Source organism: Streptomyces sp. SX-6, from assembly GCF_059089585.1.
Genome location: NZ_JBTHHU010000006.1, coordinates 225,294 through 247,013 on the forward strand (window position 1 = coordinate 225,294; position 21,720 = coordinate 247,013).

Annotated in this window: 4 protein-coding genes and 2 pseudogenes; 2 read left to right on the forward strand and 4 right to left on the reverse strand. The window is 72.5% G+C overall.

Annotation, left to right across the window (positions count from 1 at the left end; genetic code table 11):
* Positions 1-61 precede the first annotated feature (61 nt).
* The 4 genes from ACV530_RS10105 to ACV530_RS10120 form a co-directional block, all read right to left on the reverse strand.
* Entirely contained in the window at positions 62-988 is a 927-nt protein-coding gene (locus ACV530_RS10105; RefSeq protein ID WP_494332035.1) for a D-alanyl-D-alanine carboxypeptidase family protein, read from the reverse strand.
* Between the two features lie 108 nt (positions 989-1,096).
* A complete protein-coding gene (locus tag ACV530_RS10110) occupies positions 1,097-1,579 on the reverse strand; it encodes an Lrp/AsnC family transcriptional regulator (protein ID WP_494331983.1) in 483 nt (160 codons plus the stop codon).
* Positions 1,580-1,621: 42 nt separating this feature from the next.
* A complete protein-coding gene (locus ACV530_RS10115) occupies positions 1,622-2,281 on the reverse strand; it encodes a response regulator (protein ID WP_494331984.1) in 660 nt (219 codons plus the stop codon).
* A gap of 25 nt (positions 2,282-2,306) precedes the next feature.
* On the reverse strand, positions 2,307-2,942 hold the full coding sequence (locus ACV530_RS10120) for a thioesterase II family protein (RefSeq protein WP_494331985.1): 636 nt from the start codon (positions 2,940-2,942) through the stop codon (positions 2,307-2,309).
* Between the two features lie 456 nt (positions 2,943-3,398).
* On the opposite strand from ACV530_RS10120, the pseudogene ACV530_RS10125 reads away from it, so the two are divergent.
* Both ACV530_RS10125 and ACV530_RS10130 read left to right on the forward strand, forming a co-directional pair.
* Positions 3,399-9,977, forward strand: a pseudogene (locus tag ACV530_RS10125) (SDR family NAD(P)-dependent oxidoreductase); the annotation flags it as partial.
* A gap of 85 nt (positions 9,978-10,062) precedes the next feature.
* A pseudogene (locus ACV530_RS10130) lies at positions 10,063-21,630 on the forward strand (SDR family NAD(P)-dependent oxidoreductase); the annotation flags it as partial.
* Positions 21,631-21,720: the final 90 nt, after the last annotated feature.

The following is a 21,720-nucleotide window of genomic DNA, read 5'->3' on the forward strand; positions in this document are numbered from 1 at the left end:
GACCAGGGTATTTGCCTGGTCAGGGCCCACATCGCAGACGACCGGCCGCGGCCGGGAGGCGTCAGTCCTGCTGGGCCAGCGAAGGCAGCTGGCGCAGCTTCACCTTGCTGGTGGTGTTGAACGCGAAGTCCAGCATCTTCACCGCGTCCGGGTAGCGCTGGGTGCGGTCGTTGAGGAGGACACCCACGACCGTGCGGTTGCCGCGCTGCGCGGCGAAGACCAGGCACGGTCCGGCGGCGGTGCCGGTGCCGGTCTTGATGCCGATGGCGCCCTTGTAGGAGCCGAGCAGCTTGTTGGTGTTGTACCAGGTGTAGGTGCGGTTGACGTTCACCGCCTTCTGGCGGGTGCTGGTCGCCTTGACGACCGTGCGGAACGTGGCGTTGGCGAGCGCGTGCCGGGCCAGCTTCGCCAGGTCACGCGGAGTGGTGTGGTTGTCCCCCTTGTCGGATATGCCGTCGAAGGAGTCGTACTTGGTGCTCTTCAGGCCCAGAGAGGCGGCCTTCTTGTTCATCTGCGCGATGAACGACTTGGTGCGCGCGGCCTCGGTCTTGCCCGTGCCGAAGTTGTCGGCGAGGGCGTACCCCGCGTCGCAGCCGGACGGGAGCATCAGGCCGTAGAGCAGCTGGCGCACCGTCATCTTGTCGCCCGTGCGCAGGTCGGCGGTGCTCGCGCCGGTGCGCTGGACGTAGTCGCGGTACGACTGCTTGATGGTGATCTGCTTGTTCAGGTTGAGGCCGGGCCGGTCCAGCACCGTGACGGCCGTCATGATCTTGGTGGTGCTGGCCATCTGCCGCTTGGTGTCGGCTTCCTTGCCCCACAGCTGGCGGTTGGCGCTGCTGTCGAGCAGGAACGCCCCCTTGGCGGCGATGCCCGTCGGGCCGGTCGCAGCCTCGGCGGTCGCGGCCGGGACCGCGACGGCGAAGGCGGCGGTCGACGCGGTCAGGGCAACTCCCCACCGGCGGACAGGTCTTCCCCCATGTCGCTGCATAGACATCCTTTTTCCGTGCTGTTATCTCGTTTGTCGAGTGGACCAGGCGATACTGCCACCCCTCGCCTCCCAGGGAGAAGCCGGGGCCACCGCAAACGTGACGAACGCTCAGGAACCCTGCCGGGCCGCCCGCCCCACGGACTCCACCAGCGGCACCATCCGGTACGGCACCCGCTCGCGCAGCACCACCTCGGTCCGCGTGCGCACCACGCCCGTCGTGCGCACCAACAGCTGGATGACGTCCTCCAGGTGCGCCGCGTCCCGCGCGGCCACCCGGGCCATCAGGTCGCCGCCGCCCGTGACCGAGAACGCCTCGAGGATTTCCGGCACATCGATGAGCGCGTGGGCGACCGTGTCCAGATGCCCCTGCGTGACCTCGATGTGGACGAACGCCAGCACCGGATGGCCGAGCGCGGCGGGGGAGAGACGCGGCCCCGTCCCGGTGATCACGCCGTCGCGCTCCAGGCGGTCCAGCCGCGCCTGGAGGGTGCCGCGTGCGATCCCCAGCAGCCGCGCGTACTCGCGCACGCTCGTGCGCGGCTGCTCCAGCAGCAGGGTGAGGATCCGCGCGTCCAACGCGTCCACAGCCATGGGTCCTTGGCTCCTTGCTCCGCTGACTCTGCTTGACTTCGTCTACTCCGCGTACCGGTGCTGCCGCGCGTACTGGATCGCCTGCGCCCGGTCCCTGCTGCCCGTCTTGGCGAAGATGCGGTTGATATGGGTCTTGACGGTGGTCTCGCCGATGAATAGGCGCCGGGAGATCTCGCGGTTGCCGAACCCGGCGGCTATCAGCTTGAGCACGTCGATCTCCCGCGCGGTGAGCCCGTCGTCCGGGGCCGGGGGCGCCGGGGCCACCTCGCCGCGGGTGGCCGCCCGGACCAGGGTGCGCTGCACGCCGGGGTCCAGCACCGCCTGGCCGGCGGCGGCCGCGGCGAGCGCACGGGCGATCGCGTCCTTCGTCGCGGACTTGGTGAGGTAGCCGAGCGCGCCGGCGTCCAGCGCCTCCAGGATGAGGTCGTCGGTGGCGTACGTGGTGAGGACGACCACCTGGGTGTCGGGGTGGTCGCGCCGGATGCGCCGGGTGGCCTCGGCACCGCTGCAGACGGGCATGCCCAGATCCATCAGGACCACGTCGGGCCCGTGCTCGGCGACGAGGGCCACCGCCTGTTCGCCGTCCGCGGCCTCGTCCACCACCGTGATGCCCGGCATCGTCCCCAGCAGGAGCACGAGCCCCTCTCGCACCGCTGCCTGGTCGTCGGCGACGATCACCCGGACACTGCTTTCTTCGCTCACCCGGCCAGTTTCCCTCACATGCGTGTCAGGACCAAGGCGGGGCCGTGCGGCCACCCCTGAGGGCCTCTCCTTCGATCGTCGCCGAGATCAGACGGTCGTGGATCAGGTTGGCGATCTCCGCGGCACGCGCCTGGGAACATCGCCCGTCGGTCCTCAGCACCTCGAGGTCGAACCTGCTCCGTGTGCACCTCTGCCACCGGGGCAGCGCCGTGGCGTCCTGTGCCGTGGCGAGCGCGACGACGGGCGAGGCCAGCCGGACCGTCTCGAACTTCGGTGACGCACCCCAGTGGGCCACGAAGGTGCACAACGGGGCGACGGCGGTCTCGCGCTCGAGCCGGGCGGCGGTCCGTAAGGCGACCTCGCCGCCGCTGCGGTGACCGAAGAGCGCGAGCGGCAGGTCCGTCCAGCCGCGGAGCAACTCCACACTGTCGTCCACCAGACCGTCCAGGTTGGCGATGTAGCCATCGGTTCCCCGGGCGGCGTGGTTGGGGTACTGGACCGCCAGCACCTCGACCGAGGGCAGCAGGAGCCTGGCCAGGTGCCACAGCGCCTCGGAGCCGCCCACCGCGTGGGGGAAGCACGCGAGCCGGAAGGCCGTCGGCTGCATCGGGGCACCGATCCTGATCAGCTCGACATCGCGATCGGCGATCAGTTCACGCATCCTCAGGTTCCGTTCTCCCGCTGACAGGTCCCCCATTGACAGGTGTCGCTGCGCCCGACGGTACGGAATGCGCGCGGTGACGGCGTCAGCTTGGCAGGTTGACATCCGCAGGACATGCGGGTGGACAAAATTCCACCCGGTGATTCGGGAATACCGGGGAGAGGCACCTGAAACCCCTATCGCCATACGTTCCGCCGGGGTTCCCCCTTTCCCGAGTAAGGGACGTTAGGGGTGGGTGGCGCTGATCGTCTTCCCTAGCATCGGGCTTGACGGGTGTGAACCGTCCCCGGTTCCTCAACCGCGCCGTCAATCCGGGCCGTCCGGCAGGTCCAGGCCGCGGGGGCCTGCCCGCGAGACACCCACGCGACGTCGAACTCCGAGCTATGAAAGGGGACACCAGTGCGCGAAGAGCTCGACCGGTCGCCGGTGTTCGAACGACGGCACACTCTCCTGCGTCTGGTGTGCGAGTACGCCGCCGAGGTCCTGGAGCAGGACGCCGCGTCGATCGGCGCCCGTACTTCCTTTGTGGACCAGGGAGTCGGCTCGATCGGGGCGGTGGAACTGCACCGGCGCCTGACCGCGGCCACCGGGCTCGACCTGCCCGTGACCGCCGTGTTCGACCACCCCACGCCGCAGGCCCTCGCCGACGAGCTGTACGCACGGTTCTACGGCGACGAGGCCGCGCGGCAGGAGGAGGACGAGGCCGCCGCGATCGACCCCGCGGAGCCGATCGCGATCGTCGGCATGGCCTGTCGGCTGCCCGGCGGGATCAACTCGCCCGAGGAGTTCTGGCAGTTGCTGGCCGAGGGCCGCGACGCCGTATCGGACTTCCCCGCGGGCCGCGGCTGGGACATCGACGGCCTGTACGACCCCGACCCCGACAAGCCCGGCCGGACCTACAGCCGGCGCGGCGGCTTCCTGCACGACGCCGGGGAGTTCGACGCCGAGTTCTTCGGCATCTCGCCGCGCGAGGCGGTGGCGACCGACCCGCAGCAGCGCCTGCTGCTCGAGGTCACCTGGGAGAGCCTGGAGCAGGCCGGCATCAGCCCGGCCACGCTGCGCGGCGCCCAGGTCGGCGTCTTCACCGGCGTGGAGAACCAGGAGTACGGGCCGGGTCTGCAGAACGTCGGGTCCGGCCTCGAGGGCCATCTGCTCACCGGCACCGCGGGCAGCGTCGCCTCCGGCCGGGTGGCCTACTCGTTCGGCTTCGAGGGCCCGGCCATCACCGTGGACACCGCGTGCTCGGCCTCGCTGGTGGCCCTGCACCTGGCGGCACAGTCCCTGCGCCGCGGCGAATCCAGCCTCGCCCTGGCCGGCGGCGCGTGTGTGATGGGCAGCCCCGGCGGCTTCCTGTCCTTCTCCCGCCAGCGCGGCCTCTCGGTCGACGGCCGGTGCAAGGCGTTCTCGGACGACGCCGACGGCACGGGCTGGGCCGAGGGTGTCGGCGTGCTCGTGCTCGAGCGCCTGTCGGACGCCGAGCGCAACGGCCACAAGGTCCTTGCCGTGGTGCGGGGTTCGGCGGTGAACCAGGACGGTGCCTCGAACGGGCTGACGGCGCCGAGCGGTCCGGCCCAGCAGCGGGTGATCCGCAGGGCCCTGGCCGACGCCGGCCTCGCCGCTGACGAGGTCGACGCCGTCGAGGCGCACGGCACCGGCACGAAGCTGGGCGACCCCGTCGAGGCGCACGCCCTGCTCGCCACCTACGGACGTGACCGCGACCCGGAGAAGCCGCTGCTGCTCGGGTCCGTCAAGTCCAACCTCGGGCACACGCAGGCCGCGGCCGGCGTCACCGGGGTGATCAAGACCGTACTCGCGCTCCGCAACGGCCTGTTGCCGCGCACGCTCCACGTGAGCGAGCCGACCTCGCACGTCGACTGGTCCGCGGGCACCGTGAAGCTGCTGACCGAGGCCACCCCGTGGCCGGAGGCCGGACGGCCGCGCCGGGCGGGCATCTCGTCGTTCGGCGTGAGCGGCACCAACGCCCACGTCATCGTGGAAGGCGTCGAAGACGTCACCGAGGAGCGGCCCGCGGCGGAGCCGGCGGGGACCCTGCCCTACGTCCTCTCCGGCAACGGCCCGGCCGGCCTGCGCGCCCAGGCCGAGCGGCTGGCGGGCTTCCTCGAGGAGCACCCGGACCTGCGCCCGGCCGACGTCGCCCACACGCTCGCCACCACCCGCGCACCGCTGACGGACCGCGCTGTCGCCGTCGCCGCAGACAGCGCCGCGCTCGTACGCTCCCTGCGCGCCCTGGCCGCGGACGGCAGCGCCGCCGATGTCGTGACCGGCACACCGGCCGAGGGCGGCCTCGCCTTCATGTTCACCGGCCAGGGCAGTCAGCGGCTCGGCATGGGACGCGAACTCCGCGAAGAGTTCCCCGTGTTCCGCGCCGCCTTCGACGACGCCTGCGCCGCGCTGAACGCCTTCCTCGACCGGCGGCTCCAGGACGTCGTGTTCGGGGACGACCCCGCACTGCTCGACCGCACCGAGTACGCACAGCCCGCCCTCTTCGCCTTCGAGACGGCACTGTTCCGGCTCGTCGAATCGTGGGGCGTCCGGCCGGACTTCCTCGTGGGGCACTCGATCGGCGAGCTGACGGCCGCCCACGTCTCCGGCGTGCTGGACCTCCCGGACGCCGCCCTGCTGGTGGCCCACCGCGGCCGGCTGATGCAGGAACTGCCCGAGGGCGGGGCGATGGTCGCGATCGAGGCCGGCGAGGAGGAGATCGCGCCGGAGCTCGAGGGACACGAGCACGAGATGGGCATCGCGGCGCTCAACGGCCCTCAGTCCGTGGTGATTTCGGGCGACGAACAGCCTGTGCTCGACCTCGCGGAGTCGTGGCGCGCCCGCGGCCGCCGGACCCGGCGGCTGTCCGTGAGCCACGCCTTCCACTCGCCGCGCATGGAGCCGATGCTGGCGGAGTTCCGCTGGATCGCCCGCGTGGTCGAGTACGGCGAGCCGCGGATACCGGTCGTCTCCGACGTGACCGGCCGCGTGCTGACGGCCGAGGAGATCGCCTCGCCCGACTATTGGGTACGGCATGTGCGCGAGGCCGTCCGCTTCGCCGACACGATCCAGCTGCTCGCCGGATACGGGGTGTCGACGTTCCTCGAACTCGGCCCGGCCGGCGTGCTGTCGGGGATGGGCCAGGGCTGCCTGGACGACGGCGAGGCCGTCTTCCAGCCGACCGTACGCGCGGACCGGCCCGAGGCCGCCACGTTCACCGCCGCACTCGCCCGCCTGCACACCCGTGGCGTGGAGGTCGACTGGACCGCCGCCCTGCCGGCCGGGGCCGCCCGGGTGGACCTGCCCACCTACGCGTTCCAGCGCAAGCACTACTGGCTCGAGTCGGGCGCCCCGGCGGGCGACGTCGTCTCGGCCGGCCTCGGCGACGCCGGGCACCCGCTGCTGAGCGCGGTCGTCACCGTCCCCGACAGCGACGACATCGTGCTCACCGGCCGGCTCTCCCTGCGCACCCACCCCTGGCTGGCCGACCACGCGGTGCTGGGCACCGTGCTGTTCCCCGGCACGGCCTGGGTCGAACTGGTCACGCGCGCCGGGGACGAGGCGGGCTGCACCCGCATCGACGAGCTGACCCTGACCGCGCCGCTGGCCCTGCCCGAGCACGGCGGGGTGTCCGTACGCCTCGTCGTCCGCGCGCCCGGCGAGTCCGGCACCCGGCAGGTCGCCGCGTACTCCCGCGCCGACGGCGACGAGGCCTGGACCTGCCACGCCGTGGGCGTGCTCGCCCCCGGCGGCCCGGCCGCCGCGGACGGCACGACGGTGTGGCCGCCGGAGGGCGCCGAACGGATCGAACTGGCCGGCTTCTACGACCGCCTCGCCGACGACGGCTACGGCTACGGCCCGGTCTTCCGCGGCCTGCGCGCCGCCTGGCGGCGCGGCGGCGAGGTCTACGCGGAGGTCGCCCTGCCCGAGGGCGCCGAGGCGGCCGGGTTCGGCGTGCACCCCGCACTGTTCGACGCCGTCCTGCACGCGGGCATCATCGCCGAGGAGGGCACCGGCGTCTCGCTCCCCTTCTCCTGGCGGGGCGTCGAGATCCACGGCGTCGGGGCAGCGGCCCTGCGCGTACGCATCGTGCCGGACGGCGACGACGCGGTGGCCATCACCCTCACCGACGAGACCGGCGGCCCCGTCGCCTCGGTGGAGGCGCTGGTGGCGAGGCCCGTCGACGCGGCCCAGCTCGACACCCGCCCGTCCGGATCCGACGCACCGCTGTACCGCATCGAGTGGACGGCCCTGCCCGACGCCTCCGGGACCCCGGCAGGCACGTGGACGACCGTCGGCCCCGACGAACTGGGCCTCGGCTTCGACACCTTCGCGGCCCTCGAGGACATCGAAGGCGACGTCCCCGGCCTCGTGTTCGCCCCGTTCGCCGCCGCACCGGGCACAGGCCCCGACGCCGTGCACACGGCCCTGAACCGGGCGCTCGCACTGATCCAGACATGGCTGGCCGACAAGCGCTTCGCCGGCTCGCAGCTGGTGTTCGTGACCCGTGGCGCCGTGTCGGCCGAGTCCGGCGAGCGCATCGCCGACCTCGCCCACGCCCCGCTGTGGGGCCTGGTGCGCTCGGCCCAGTCCGAGAATCCCGGGGCGTTCCTCCTGGCCGACATCGACGCAACGGCGGAGAGCCTGCGCGCCCTGCCCGCCGTGGCGTCGCACGGGGAGCCCGAACTCGCCCTGCGAGGCGGCAAGGCCGTGGCCCGCCGCATGGTGCGCACCGGCACCGACGCGCTCGTGCCCCCTGCCGGCGAAACCCACTGGCGCCTGGACGCGCCCGTCCGCGGCACGCTCGAGAGCCTGAAGGTCGTGCCCGCGCCCGAAGCCGGCGCACCGCTGCCCGCGGACCACGTCCGCGTCGCGATCCGCGCCGCGGGCATGAACTTCCGCGACGTCGTCTCGCTGCTCGGCATGGCCGCCTCCGAGGACGTCCTGGGCTACGAGGCCGCCGGCGTGGTGACCGAGACCGGCTCGGCCGTCACCGGCCTCGCCGTCGGCGACCGCGTACTCGGCCTCATCAGCGGCGGGTTCGGCCCCACGGCCGTCGTGCCGCGCGACCTCGTCGTACCGGTCCCGGTCGGCTGGGAGTTCGCGGACGCGGCGGCGGTGCCGCTGGTCTACGCGACGGCGCTGTACGCGTGGGACGACCTCGCGCACGTCGAGGCCGGGCAGCGGGTGCTGGTGCACGCGGGTACGGGCGGCGTCGGCATCGCGGCCGTCCGCCTGGCACAGCAGCGCGGCTGCGAGGTCTTCGCGACGGCGAGCTTCGCCAAGTGGGACGTGCTGCGCTCGATGGGCATCCCCGCCGACCACATCGCCTCCTCGCGCGACCTGGACTTCGAGAAGAAGTTCCTCGACGTCACGGACGGCGAGGGCATGGACGCCGTCCTCAACTCCCTCACCGGCGAGTTCGTCGACGCCTCCCTGCGGCTGCTGCCGCGGGGCGGGCACTTCGTCGAGATGGGCAAGACCGACATCCGGGCCGCCGACGAGGTCGAGGCCCTGTACCCGGGCGTCACCTACCGCGCCTTCGACCTGATCGACGCCGGACACGAGCGCATCCAGCAACTGCTGCTCGCCACCACCGACTTGCTCGGCCGCGGCATCGTGGAACCGCTGCCGGTGCTGGCATGGGACGTACGGCGCGGTGTCGAGGCGTTCCGGTTCATGAGCCGCGCACGGCACATCGGCAAGCTGGTCCTGACCGTTCCGGCACCGCTGAACCCCGCCGGGACAGTGCTGATCACCGGTGGCGTCGGCGTGCTGGGCGGCCTGGTGGCCCGCCACCTGGTGACCGAGCACGGCGTACGGCACCTGGTGCTGACCGCCCGCCGCGGCCCCGCGACGCCGGGCGCGGACGAACTGGTCGCCGAACTCAAGGCGTTGGGCGCCACGGTGACGGTCGCCGCGTGCGACGTCGCCGACCGGGAGTCGGTGGCGGCCGTCCTCGCGGGCATTCCGGCCGGGGCACCGCTGACCGGTGTCGTCCACGCGGCGGGCGTCATCGACGACGGCCTCGTGGGCGCGCTCACGCCGGAGCGGCTGGCAGGAGTGCTGCGTCCGAAGGTCGACGGCCTGGTGCACCTGCACGAGCTGACGCGTGGCGCCGACCTGGCGATGTTCGTGGCCTTCTCGTCGGCCGCGGCCACCCTCGGCTCGCCCGGCCAGAGCGGCTACGCGGCGGCCAACACCTTCATCGACGCCCTGATGGACCTGCGGCACTCGCTCGGCCTGCCGGGCACCTCGATCGCCTGGGGACTGTGGGAGCAGCGCAGCGGCATGACCGCGCACCTCTCCGACACCGACCTCGAGCGGCTGGCCCGCTCCGGCGAACTGCCGCTCTCCACCGAGCTGGGACTGCGGCTCTTCGACGAGGCCACGGGCTCGCCCTGGCCCTCGACGACCGCCCTTGTCCTCGACCTGGCCAAGGTACGGACCTCCGGCTCCGTCCCCGCGGTGCTGCGCGCGCTCACCGGACCGGTGCGCCGCCAGGCGGTCGCGGCCGCGGCCGAACGCTCGTGGGCCGACCAGCTCGTCGAACTTCCCGCGGCCGAACGGGAGAAGTTCATGGTCGACGAGGTCCGCCGTCAGGTCGCCCTGGTCCTCGGCCACGGCGACGGGAACGACGTGCCGGTGTCGGTGGCGTTCAAGGAGCTGGGCTTCGACTCGCTCACCTCGGTCGAACTGCGCAACCGCCTGCAGGACCGCACCGGGCTCCGGCTGCCGCCCACCGTCGTCTTCAACCAGCCGAACGCCGCCGCCCTCGCCCAGTACCTGATCGCGGAACTGGTCCCGGACGACCTCGTCCCGGCCGCCGACCCCGCCGAGGCGGCCCTGCACGCGGCGCTCGGCAAGGTCCCGCTGGCACGGTTCGCCGAGGCCGGTGTCCTGGACACACTCCTCGCGCTGACCGGCCTCGCCACCACGGAGACCGAGACGGCCGCCGACGAGGCGGGGGCGATCGACGACCTCGACACCGACAGCCTCATCGCGCTCGCACTCAACAACCCCGATTCCTGACGACCTCTCCTCCCGACGACATTTTGATCAACTGCGGAATGTGGAGCACGAAATGACGACGTCCGACAACCGGCTTGTCGACGCACTGCGCGCGTCGCTGAAGGAGACGGAACGCCTCAAGCAGCAGAACCGCAAGCTGATCACGGCCGCGAGCGAGCCGATCGCGATCGTGGGCATGGCGTGCCGCTTCCCGGGAGGAGTGGGGTCGCCGGAGGACCTGTGGCGCATGGTGGCCGACGGCGTCGACGGCATGTCGACGTTCCCGGACGACCGCGGCTGGGACCTGGACGCCCTCTTCGACCCGGACCCGGAGAAGCCGGGCACGTCGTACGTCCGCGAGGGCGGCTTCCTCACCAACGCGGCCGGTTTCGACCCGGCGTTCTTCGGGATCTCGCCGCGTGAAGCGGTGGCCATGGACCCGCAGCAGCGGCTCGCCCTCGAGACGTCATGGGAGGCGCTGGAGCGCGCCTCCATCGACCCGGGGGCGCTGCGCGGGTCGAGCGTGGGCGTGTTCATGGGCGTCATCCACAACGACTACACGACCCGTCTGCGGGAAGTCCCCGAGGACGTCGAGGCATTCCTGGCCAACGGCGGTACCAGCAGCATCGTTTCGGGCCGCGTCGCCTACACCCTCGGCCTCGAGGGCCCGGCGATCAGCGTCGACACGGCATGCTCGTCGTCGCTCGTCTCCCTGCACCTGGCGGTCCAGTCGCTGCGCCGCGGCGAGTGCACCGTGGCCCTCGCCGGCGGTGTCACGATCATGGCGCACCCGGACGACTTCGTGGACTTCTCGCGTCAGCGGGGGCTCGCACAGGACGGCCGGTGCAAGGCGTTCGCGGCCGGCGCGGACGGCACCGGCTGGGCCGAGGGCGTCGGCGTGCTGGTGGTGGAGCGGTTGTCGGACGCCATCGAGAAGGGCCACAAGGTCCTTGCGGTGGTGCGGGGTTCGGCGGTGAACCAGGACGGTGCGTCCAACGGTCTGACCGCGCCCAGTGGCCCGTCGCAGGAGCGCGTCATCCTCAGCGCGCTGGCCGACGCCCGGCTGACCGCCGAGGACGTGGACGCGGTCGAGGCGCACGGCACCGGGACGAGGCTCGGCGACCCGATCGAGGCGCAGGCCCTGCTCGCCACCTACGGTCAGGGACGTGCGGCCGACCGCCCGCTGTGGCTGGGCTCGTTCAAGTCCAACATCGGTCACTCGATGGCGGCTGCCGGTGTGGGCGGCGTCATCAAGATGGTCATGGCGATGCAGCACGGCGTGCTGCCGCAGACCCTGCATGTCGACGAGCCCACGCACCAGGTGGACTGGTCCGCCGGTGCGGTCGAGCTGTTGACGGAGGCGCGGGACTGGCCCGAGGTCGAGCGTCCGCGGCGTGCGGGTGTGTCGTCGTTCGGCATCAGCGGCACGAACGCGCACGTGATCCTTGAGCAGGCGCCGGAGGTTGAAGCGCCGGAGGCCCGCGATGAGCAGGGCGGCGTGGTGCCGTGGGTACTGTCGGGGAAGACGAATGCGGCGCTGCGTGAACAGGCCGCGCGTCTGGCCGAGTTCGTGGCTCAGCGGCCTGAGCTTTCGCCGGTGGACGTGGCCGCGTCGCTGGTGCGCTCGCGTGCGGTCTTCGAGCGCCGTGCCGTGGTGGTCGGCGAGACGCACGAGAGCCTGCTGAACGGTCTGGCGGCGGTGGAGGACTCCCCGGCTGCTACGACTGGCTCGGGTGTGGTGTTTGTGTTCCCGGGTCAGGGGTCGCAGTGGGTGGGGATGGCGCGTGAGCTGGCGGGGTCGTCGCCGGTGTTCGCGGAGTCTCTGGCGGAGTGTGGTCGGGCGCTGGAGCCGTTCGTCGACTGGTCGTTGGACGGAGCTCTCGATGATGAGGCTCTGCTGGCGCGGGTTGATGTGGTGCAGCCGGTGCTGTGGGCGGTGATGGTCTCGCTCGCGGCGCTGTGGCGGTCGGTGGGTGTGGAGCCTGCCGCTGTGGTGGGTCACTCGCAGGGTGAGATTGCCGCTGCTGTGGTGGCAGGTGCTCTGTCGTTGGAGGACGGTGCCCGGGTCGTGGCGCTGCGGTCGCAGGTGATTGCGAAGTCGCTTGCTGGTCGTGGTGGCATGGTCTCGGTCGCGCTCCCGGCGGATGTGGTGCGTGAGCGCCTGGACGACGGCCGCGTTTCGATAGCAGCGGTCAATGGTCCGTCTTCTGTGGTGGTTTCGGGTGAGCCGGGGGCTCTGGATGAGCTGATGGCGGCGTACGAGGCCGAGGGCGTCCGCGTCCGCCGTATCAATGTGGATTACGCCTCGCATTCGGCTCAGGTGGATCAGCTCGAGGCGGAGCTGCTCGAGGTTCTCGCTCCGATCCAGCCGCGGGCTTCCCGTGTGCCGTTGATGTCGACGGTGACGGGGGAGTGGCTGGACACGGCGACGATGGATGCCGCGTACTGGCACCGCAACCTGCGCCAGACCGTCGAATTCGAGGCCGCCACCAAGGCGTTGGTCGAGCAAGGCTTCGGCCTGTTCGTCGAATCCAGCCCCCACCCCGTCCTCACGGGGAGCATGCAGGACACCCTGAGCGACACCGAGGCAGGCGCGATCGGGACGCTGCGGCGTGACGACGGCGGCTGGGACCGGTTCCTGACCTCCGCCGGCGAGGCCTTCGCCCACGGCGCCGAGCTCAGTTGGTCGGGCCTTCTTCCCGAGGGCGCGGCCACGGTGGACCTGCCCACCTATGCCTTCCAGCACCAGCACTTCTGGCTCGAGAGCGTACCGACGACCGGCGATGTGTCCGCCGCGGGCCTGCAGTCCGCCGAACACCCGCTGCTCGGTGCCGTGGTGGCCCTGCCCGGTTCCGAGGGCGTCGTGCTCGCCGGGCGCATCTCGCTGCGTGCCCAGCCGTGGCTCGCCGAGCACGCCGTGCTGGGCTCGGTGCTGCTGCCCGGCACCGCGTTCGTCGAGCTGGCCGTGCGCGCCGCCGACGAGGTCGGCTGCGGACAGGTCGAGGAACTGACCCTGGCCGCACCGCTGGTCATCCCCGAGCGCGAGGGCGTCTCCCTGCGCGTGGTCGTCGGCGCGGCAGACGCCACCGGCCGCCGTGAACTGACCGTCCACTCGCGTGTGTACGACGACCAGGCCTGGACCTGCCACGCCACGGGCACCCTGGCCCTGGGCGCCCAGGCGCCGATGTCCGAGCTGGGTGTCTGGCCGCCCGCCGGTTCGGAGCGGATCGCCCTCGACGGCTTCTACGAGCGCCTCGAGAGCGAGGGTTACGGATACGGCGCGGCGTTCCGTGGACTGCGGGAGGCGTGGCGCCTGGGCGAGGAGATCTACGCCGAGGTCGCCCTGCCCGAGAGCGCGTCCGGTGAAGCCGCCGCCTTCGGCCTGCACCCGGCCCTCTTCGACGCCGCCCTGCACGTCCTCGGTGTCGTCGACACCGGTCGGCTCGCCCTGCCCTTCGCCTGGCGCGGCGTCTCGCTGCACGCGGGCGGTGCGTCGGTGCTGCGCGTACGGGTCTCGCGGCATGGCGCCGACGAGTACAGCCTGCAACTCGCCGATGCCAAGGGTGCGTTGGTGGCCGCAGTGGACTCGCTGGTGCTGCGTGAGTTCTCCGCCGGGCAGATGGCCGCGGCGCCCGACCAGCCCGACTCCCTGTACCGGGTGGAGTGGACCGCTCTCCCGGCGGCGGACGACGCCGCGTGGCCTTCGGCCGCGGTGCTGGGTGCGCTTTCGTTCGACGTCCCCGGCGCCGCGCGGTACGACGACCTCGCCGGAATCGAGGACGTACCGGACACGGTGTTCGCCGCCCTGCCGGCACCCTCCGACGACGACCTGGTGACCGGAGTCCACTCCGCCCTGCACTCGGCCCTGGAACTGATCCAGGCCTGGCTGGCCGACGAGCGGTTCGCCGCCGCGAAGCTGGTGTTCGTCACGCAGGGCGCCGTGTCGGCCGAGCCGGGCGAGCGGATCACGGACCTGGCCCACGCCCCCGTCGCGGGCCTGCTGCGCTCGGCGCAGTCGGAGAACCCCGACCGGTTCGTCCTGCTCGACGTCGACGCCCTCGACGAGTCGGCCCGCGCCGTCCCGGCCGCTCTGGCGAGAGGTGAGGCCGAACTCGTCGTCCGCGCCGGAACCGCGCGCTGCCGCAGGCTCGTCCGGGCGACCGCCCAGGACGCCCTGGTCCAGCCGGCCGGCGACGGGCCGTGGCGCCTCGAGGTGACCGGCGAGGGCACGCTGGAGAACCTGGCGCTCATCCCCACGCCCGACCAGAGCGCGCCGCTCGCCGACCATGAGGTCCGGGTCGCGGTCCGCGCCGCGGGCATCAACTTCCGGGACGTCGTCGTCGCGCTCGGCATGGTGCACGTCGACGAGCCCATGGGCGGCGAGGCCGCCGGCGTCGTGACCGAGGTCGGCCCCGGCGTCACGGACCTCGCCGTGGGCGACCGCGTCACCGGACTCTTCACCGGCGCCTTCGGCCCGGTGGCGACCACCGACCGTGACTACCTCGTGCGGATGCCGGACGACTGGACGTTCGCCGAGGCGGCGTCCATCCCGGTCGTTTACACGACCGCGCTGTACGGCCTGGTCGACCTCGCACACGTCCAGGCGGGACAGCGCGTCCTGATCCACTCCGGCGCCGGCGGCGTCGGCATCGCGGCGATCCGGCTCGCCCTGCACTGGGGCTGCGAGGTCTTCGCGACGGCGAACCCGGCCAAGTGGGACGTCCTGCGCTCCCTCGGCATCGCCGACGACCACATCGCCTCCTCGCGCGACCTGGACTTCGAGGAGAAGTTCCTCGCGGTGACGGACGGCGAGGGCGTCGATGTCGTCCTCAACTCGCTCGCCGGGGAGTTCGTCGACGCCTCGCTGCGGCTGCTGCCGCGCGGCGGACACTTCCTCGAGATGGGCAAGACGGACATCCGCGACGCCCAGGCGATCGCCGCGAGCCATGAGGGCGTCCAGTACGCCGCCTACAACCTGCCGGACTTCGAGCAGTCCCGTACCCGCGAGATCCTCGGCGAGGTCGCCGGCCTCTTCGCACAGGGCGCCCTGACGCACATGCCGGTGCTGGCGTGGGACGTACGGCGCGGTGTCGAGGCGTTCCGGTTCATGAGCCGGGCACGGCACATCGGCAAACTGGTGCTCACCATGCCGCACGGCCTGAACCCCGCCGGCACGGTGCTGATCACCGGCGGCGTGGGCGTGCTCGGCGGCCTGGTGGCGCGGCACTTGGTGACGGAGCACGGCGTACGGCACCTGGTGCTCACGAGCCGCCGCGGCGCGGACACCGCCGGAGCCGCTGAACTCACCGCCGAACTCGAGGCGTTGGGCGCCACGGTGACGGTCGCCGCGTGCGACGTCGCCGACCGGGAGTCGGTGGCCGCCGTCCTCGCGGGGATTCCGGCCGAGGCGCCGCTGACCGGTGTGGTCCACGCCGCCGGTGTGCTCGACGACGGTCTCGTCGGTTCGCTGACGCCGGAGCGGCTGGCGGGCGTGCTGCGTCCGAAGGTCGACGGCCTGGTGCACCTGCACGAGCTGACGCGTGGCGCCGACCTGGCGATGTTCGTCGTCTTCTCGTCGGCCGCAGCCACGCTCGGCGCGGCCGGGCAGAGCGGCTACGCGGCCGCCAACACCTTCATCGACGCCCTGGTTGACTCCCGCCGTGCGGCGGGCCTGCCGGGCACCTCGATCGCCTGGGGCTTCTGGGAGCAGCGCAGCGGCATGACCGCGCACCTCTCCGACACGGACGTCGAGCGGATGACGCGCGCCGGTGAGGTCCCGCTGACCAACGAGCTCGGCATGCGCCTCTTCGATGCCGCCTCGGGATCGGCGTGGCCCGTCATGGCCGCGTTCGGCCTGGACCTCGCCGCGGTACGGGCGTCCGGCACCATCCCCCCGGTGCTGCGGGCCCTCGTCGGCCCGGTGCGCAGCCGTGCCGCGGCGGCGACCGCCGGCGAGCGCAGCTGGGCGGAGCGCGTGGCCGCGCTCGCGCCCGCCGAGCGCGAGCGGTGGGTGAGCGACGAGGTACGGCGCCACGTCGCCGTCGTCCTCGGCCACGGCGGTGCCGGTGACGTACCGGTGACCGTGGCCTTCAAGGAACTGGGCTTCGACTCGCTGACATCGGTCGAGCTGCGCAACCGCCTGCAGTCCGCCACCGGTCTGCGGCTGCCCGCCACCCTGGTCTTCGACCACCCCAACCCGCGGGCGCTCGCCCGTCACCTCGTCACCGAGGTCACCGGCGACGAGCAGGCACCGGCGGACATGACGCCGGTGACAGCGGCTTCGGTCGGTGACGGCAGCGAGCCGATCGCGATCGTGGGCATGGCGTGCCGCTTCCCGGGGGGAGTGGGGTCGCCGGAGGACCTGTGGCGCATGGTGGCCGACGGCGTCGACGGCATGTCGACGTTCCCGGAGGACCGCGGCTGGGACCTCGACGCCCTCTTCGACCCGGACCCGGACAAGGCGGGCACGTCGTACGTCCGCGAGGGCGGCTTCCTCTACGACGCGGCCGGTTTCGACCCGGCGTTCTTCGGGATCTCGCCGCGTGAAGCGGTGGCCATGGACCCGCAGCAGCGCATAGCTCTTGAAGTCGTGTGGGAAGCCCTGGAGCGGGCTTCCCAGGACCCCAAGGCGCTCGCCGGCACGGCAACCGGTGTCTTCATGGGCATCATCAACAACGACTACACGACCAGCGTGACCTCGATCTCGGAGGACGTGCAGCCGTTCCTCGGCAACGGCGGCTTCACGAGCATGGCCTCGGGCCGGGTGTCCTACCTGCTCGGCCTCGAGGGCCCCGCCGTCAGCGTCGACACGGCATGCTCGTCGTCGCTCACGGCCCTGCACCTGGCGGTGCAGTCGCTGCGGCGCGGCGAGTGCGGCATGGCGCTCGTCGGCGGCACATCGGTGATGTCGACTCCGGTGTCCTTCACGGACTTCTCGCGTCAGCGAGGGCTGGCACAGGACGGGCGGTGCAAGGCGTTCGCCGACGCGGCGGACGGCACCGGCTGGGCCGAGGGCGTCGGCGTGCTGGTGGTGGAGCGGTTGTCGGACGCCATCGAGAAGGGCCACAAGGTCCTTGCGGTGGTGCGGGGTTCGGCGGTGAACCAGGACGGTGCGTCCAACGGTCTGACCGCGCCCAGTGGCCCGTCGCAGGAGCGCGTCATCCGCAGCGCCCTGGCCGATGCCCGGCTCACGGCGCAGGACGTCGACCTCGTCGAGGGGCACGGCACCGGTACGACGCTGGGCGACCCGATCGAGGCACAGGCCGTGCTCGCGACGTACGGTCAAGGCCGCGATGCCGACCGTCCGTTGTGGCTCGGGTCGCTGAAGTCCAACATCGGTCACGCGATGGCGGCGGCCGGTGTGGGCGGCGTCATCAAGATGGTCATGGCGATGCGGCACGGCGTGCTGCCGAAGACGCTGCACGTCGACGAGCCCACGCACCAGGCCGACTGGTCGATGGGTTCGGTCGAACTGCTCACCGAGAACCGGGAGTGGCCGGACGCCGGGCGTCCGCGCCGTGCGGGTGTGTCGGCGTTCGGTATCAGCGGCACGAATGCGCACGTGGTTCTTGAGCAGGCGCCGGAGGCGGAGGCGCCGAAGGCCCGGAAGTACGAGGACGCCGTGGTGCCCTTGGTGCTCTCCGCGCGGTCCGACGCCGCACTGCGTGAGCAGGCGACGCGGCTCGCCGAACTGCTTGCCGACCGGCCTGAGTTGTCGTCCGTCGATGTGGGTGCGTCGCTGGTGCGCTCGCGTACGGTCTTCGAGCACCGCGCGGTCGTCGTGGGCGAGACGCACGAGAACCTGCTGGACAGCCTGGCCGCGGTCACCGACGGCACCCTCGGAGGACCGGGCCGGTCCGGCGCCGACGTGGTGTTCGTGTTCCCGGGTCAGGGGTCGCAGTGGGTGGGGATGGCGCGTGAGCTGGCGTCGTCGTCGCCGGTGTTCGCGGAGTCGCTTGCCGGGTGCGGTCGGGCTCTGGAGCCGTTCGTCGACTGGTCGTTGGACGGAGCCCTCGGTGATGAGGCTCTGCTGGCGCGGGTTGATGTGGTGCAGCCGGTGTTGTGGGCGGTGATGGTGTCGCTTGCGGCGCTGTGGCGCTCGGTTGGCGTGGAGCCTGCCGCTGTGGTGGGTCACTCGCAGGGCGAGATTGCCGCTGCTGTGGTGGCTGGCGCTCTGTCTCTGGAGGACGGTGCCCGGGTCGTGGCGCTGCGGTCGCAGGTGATTGCGAAGTCGCTTGCTGGTCGTGGTGGCATGGTCTCGGTCGCGCTCCCGGCGGATGTGGTGCGTGAGCGTCTGAATGACAGCCGCGTTTCGATAGCAGCGGTCAATGGTCCGTCTTCTGTGGTGGTTTCGGGTGAGCCGGGGGCTCTGGATGAGCTGATGGCGGCGTACGAGGCCGAGGGCGTCCGCGTCCGCCGTATCAATGTGGATTACGCCTCGCATTCGGCTCAGGTGGATCAGCTCGAGGCGGAGCTGCTCGAGGTTCTCGCTCCGATCCAGCCGCGGGCTTCCCGTGTTCCGTTGATGTCGACGGTGACGGGGGAGTGGCTGGACACGGCGACGATGGATGCCGCGTACTGGCACCGTAACCTGCGCCAGACCGTCGAATTCGAGACGGCCGTCCAGCGGCTTCTCGCCGAAGGCCACCGGGTGCTCGCCGAGATGAGCCCGCACCCGGTGCTGACGATGGGCGTCCAGGACACCGTGGACGCGGCCGGGATCGAGGCCGCCGCTGTCGGAACGCTGCGGCGTGACGACGGTGGCTGGGACCGGTTCCTGACCTCCGTCGGCGAGGCCTTCTCCCACGGCGCCGAGGTCGACTGGTCGCGCGTCTTCCCCGACGACACCGCCCTGGTGGACCTGCCCACCTACGCCTTCCAGCACCAGCACTTCTGGCTGATGGACGACGCCGCCACGGCCGGCGACGTCGGATCCGCCGGTCTCGGTGCCGCGGACCACGCGCTGCTGGGTGCCGTCGTGCCGCTCGCGGACTCCGACGGACTGGTCTTCACCGGACGCCTCTCGCTGCGCACCCACCCGTGGCTGGCCGACCACGCCGTCCGCGGAACCGTGTTCCTGCCCGGCACCGCGTTCGTCGAGCTGGCCGTACGCGCCGCCGACGAGGCCGGGTGCACCGGAGTCGACGAGCTCACGCTCGCCGCTCCGCTCGTCCTCGGCGCCGGCGACCGGGTGCAGCTCCAGGTCACCGTCGGCAGCCCGGACGAGGCCGGCCGCCGGCCGGTCACCATCCACTCGCGGCAGGACGACCTGGCCGACCGGCCGTGGACGCTCCACGCCACGGGCCTCCTCGGCACCGGTGCCGCCGCCTTCGTCACGGACCTCGGCGTGTGGCCCCCGGCGGGCGCCGAGCCGGTCGCCACCGACGGTCTGTACGAGCGGCTGGCCGACGAGGGCTACGAATACGGCCCCGTCTTCCGCGGCGTACGCGCCGTGTGGCGCCGCGACACCGAGATCTACGCCGAGGTCGCGCTGCCCGACGACGCCGCCGGGACAGGGTTCACCCTCCACCCCGCGCTGTTCGACACCGCCCTGCACTCGCTGGGCATCGAGGACGGCACCGGCGACGTACGGGTTCCGTTCGCCTGGAACGGTGTCACCGTCCACGCCACCGGAGCACGCCAGTTGAGGGTGCGCCTGACCGTCGGCGAAGGGGACCGGCTGGCGCTGACCGCAGCCGACACCACCGGCGCCCCCGTGGTCTCCGTCGCGGAGCTCACCATGCGGGTCCTGCAGGAGGACGCCGTTGCCCAGCGCACCGGCGACCCGCTGTACCGGGTCGACTGGACGCCGCTGGCGGACCGGGACGAGACGGCACCGGCGGGCACCTGGGCGGTGCTCGGCGACCGGAAGCCGGAGGACGGAACGGCCGTGCACTACACGGACGTTGACGCCCTCCTGGCGGCCCTCGACTCCGGGACCGCCGCACCGGAGACGGTCTTCGCCATGCTGACCGGCACGGCGCCCGGGGACGGCCTGGCCGCCGCCGCACGGGAGACCTCGGCCGCTGCTCTCACCCTGCTCCAGGCATGGCTCGCCGACGAACGGCTCGCCGCGTCCCGGCTGGTCGTGGTGACCGCGGGCGCGGTCGCCGCCGACGGCCCGGTGACCGACCTGGCCCACGCCCCCGTCTGGGGACTCGTGCGGGCCGCGGAGGCGGAGAACCCGGGACGGTTCCTCCTCGTCGACGCCGACTCGGACACCGTGTCCCCGCAGCGGCTCCTCGGCCTGACCGGCCTCGGCGAGCCCGAACTGGCGCTGCGGGGCGAGCAGATGCTCGTCCGGCGGATCCACGCGGTCGGCGAACCGGAGGAGCCCGGGTTCACCGGGTTCGCGGCGGAGGGCACCGTGCTCGTCACCGGCGGCACCGGAACGCTGGGCGCACTCGTCGCCCGGCACCTGGTCACCCGCCACGGCGTACGCCACCTGGTGCTGACCAGCCGCCGCGGCCTCGCCGCGGACGGCGCGGAGGTCCTGCGCGACGAACTCCGCGATCTGGGCGCCGAGGTGACGGTCGCCGCGTGCGACGTCGCCGACGAGGGCGAGGTTCGCGAGCTGCTGGCCGCCGTGCCCGCCGCCCACCCGCTGACCGCCGTGGTGCACACCGCGGGCGTGGTCGACGACGGAGTCCTCGGCTCGCTCGACGCCAAGCGGCTGGACACCGTGTTCCGGCCCAAGGTGGACGCGGCGCTCGTCCTGCACGAGCTCACCCGCGACCTCGACCTGTCGGCGTTCGTCCTGTTCTCCTCCGCGGCCGGCGCCATCAGCGGCCCCGGACAGGCGAATTACGCGGCCGCGAACGTCTTCCTCGACGCGCTCGCCACGGCACGCCGCGCCGACGGCCTCCCGGCCACCTCGCTGGCCTGGGGCTTCTGGGCCGAGCGGAGTGAACTGACCGGGCGCCTCGGCGAGGCCGACGTCGCCAGGATGAGCCGCTCCGGCATCGCGCCGATGGCGTCCACGACCGGACTGGCACTGTTCGACGCCGCACTCGGCCGGACCGACGCGGCCCTGGTGTCGGTCGTGTTCGACCTCGCCCAGCTCCGGGCCCGGCTCGCCGAGCACGGTGACCCGGCGGTGCTGCGCGACCTGGTGCGGGTGCCGCTGCGCAGGTCCGCGGCCCGTACGGCCGACCCGGCCTCCGAGGCGGACGCCCTCGTGCGGCGCCTCGCCCCGCTGGGCGAGGCCGAACGCCGCAAGGAACTGGTCGAGTTGGTACGCGGCCAGGTCGCGGCGGCACTGTCGCTGGCCGGTCCGCACCAGGTCGCGGTGGAGCGCGGCTTCCTGGACCTCGGCGTCGACTCGCTGATCGCGCTCGAGCTGCGCAACCGGCTCAACCGGCTCACCGGGCTGAGCCTGCCCGCCACCACCGTCTTCGACTACCCGTCGGTGGTCGCGGTGGCGGGACACCTCGCCGAACGGCTCCAGTTGGACGCGGCCGGGGCCACGGCGGTCACCGACGAGGTAGGCCGGCTCGAGGCGGCGCTCTCCGGCGCCGCACTCGACAGCGCCCAGAAGGCGGAGATCGCCGAACGGCTGCTGGCCCTCGCCGCCGCGGTGCGGGGCGAGGAGGCCGACGACGTCACCGCCGTCCTGGACGAAGCCTCGGACGACGAGGTGTTCGCGTTCATCGACAACGAGCTCGGCCTGTCCTGAGCTCGGCTTTCACCGCAACAACCCCGGCCCGCGGTCAGGGGTGGTCATTGGGGCGGCTAGGGGTGGGAAACCCCTGGCCCCCCAAGGAGG

Bases quoted from the DNA above. Each gene is read 5' to 3' on its own strand.
- ACV530_RS10105 (WP_494332035.1), bottom strand. From the start codon at position 988: ATGCAGCGACATGGGGGAAGACCTGTCCGCCGGTGGGGAGTTGCCCTG.
- ACV530_RS10110 (WP_494331983.1), bottom strand. From the start codon at position 1,579: ATGGCTGTGGACGCGTTGGACGCGCGGATCCTCACCCTGCTGCTGGAG.
- ACV530_RS10120 (WP_494331985.1), bottom strand. From the start codon at position 2,942: ATGCGTGAACTGATCGCCGATCGCGATGTCGAGCTGATCAGGATCGGT.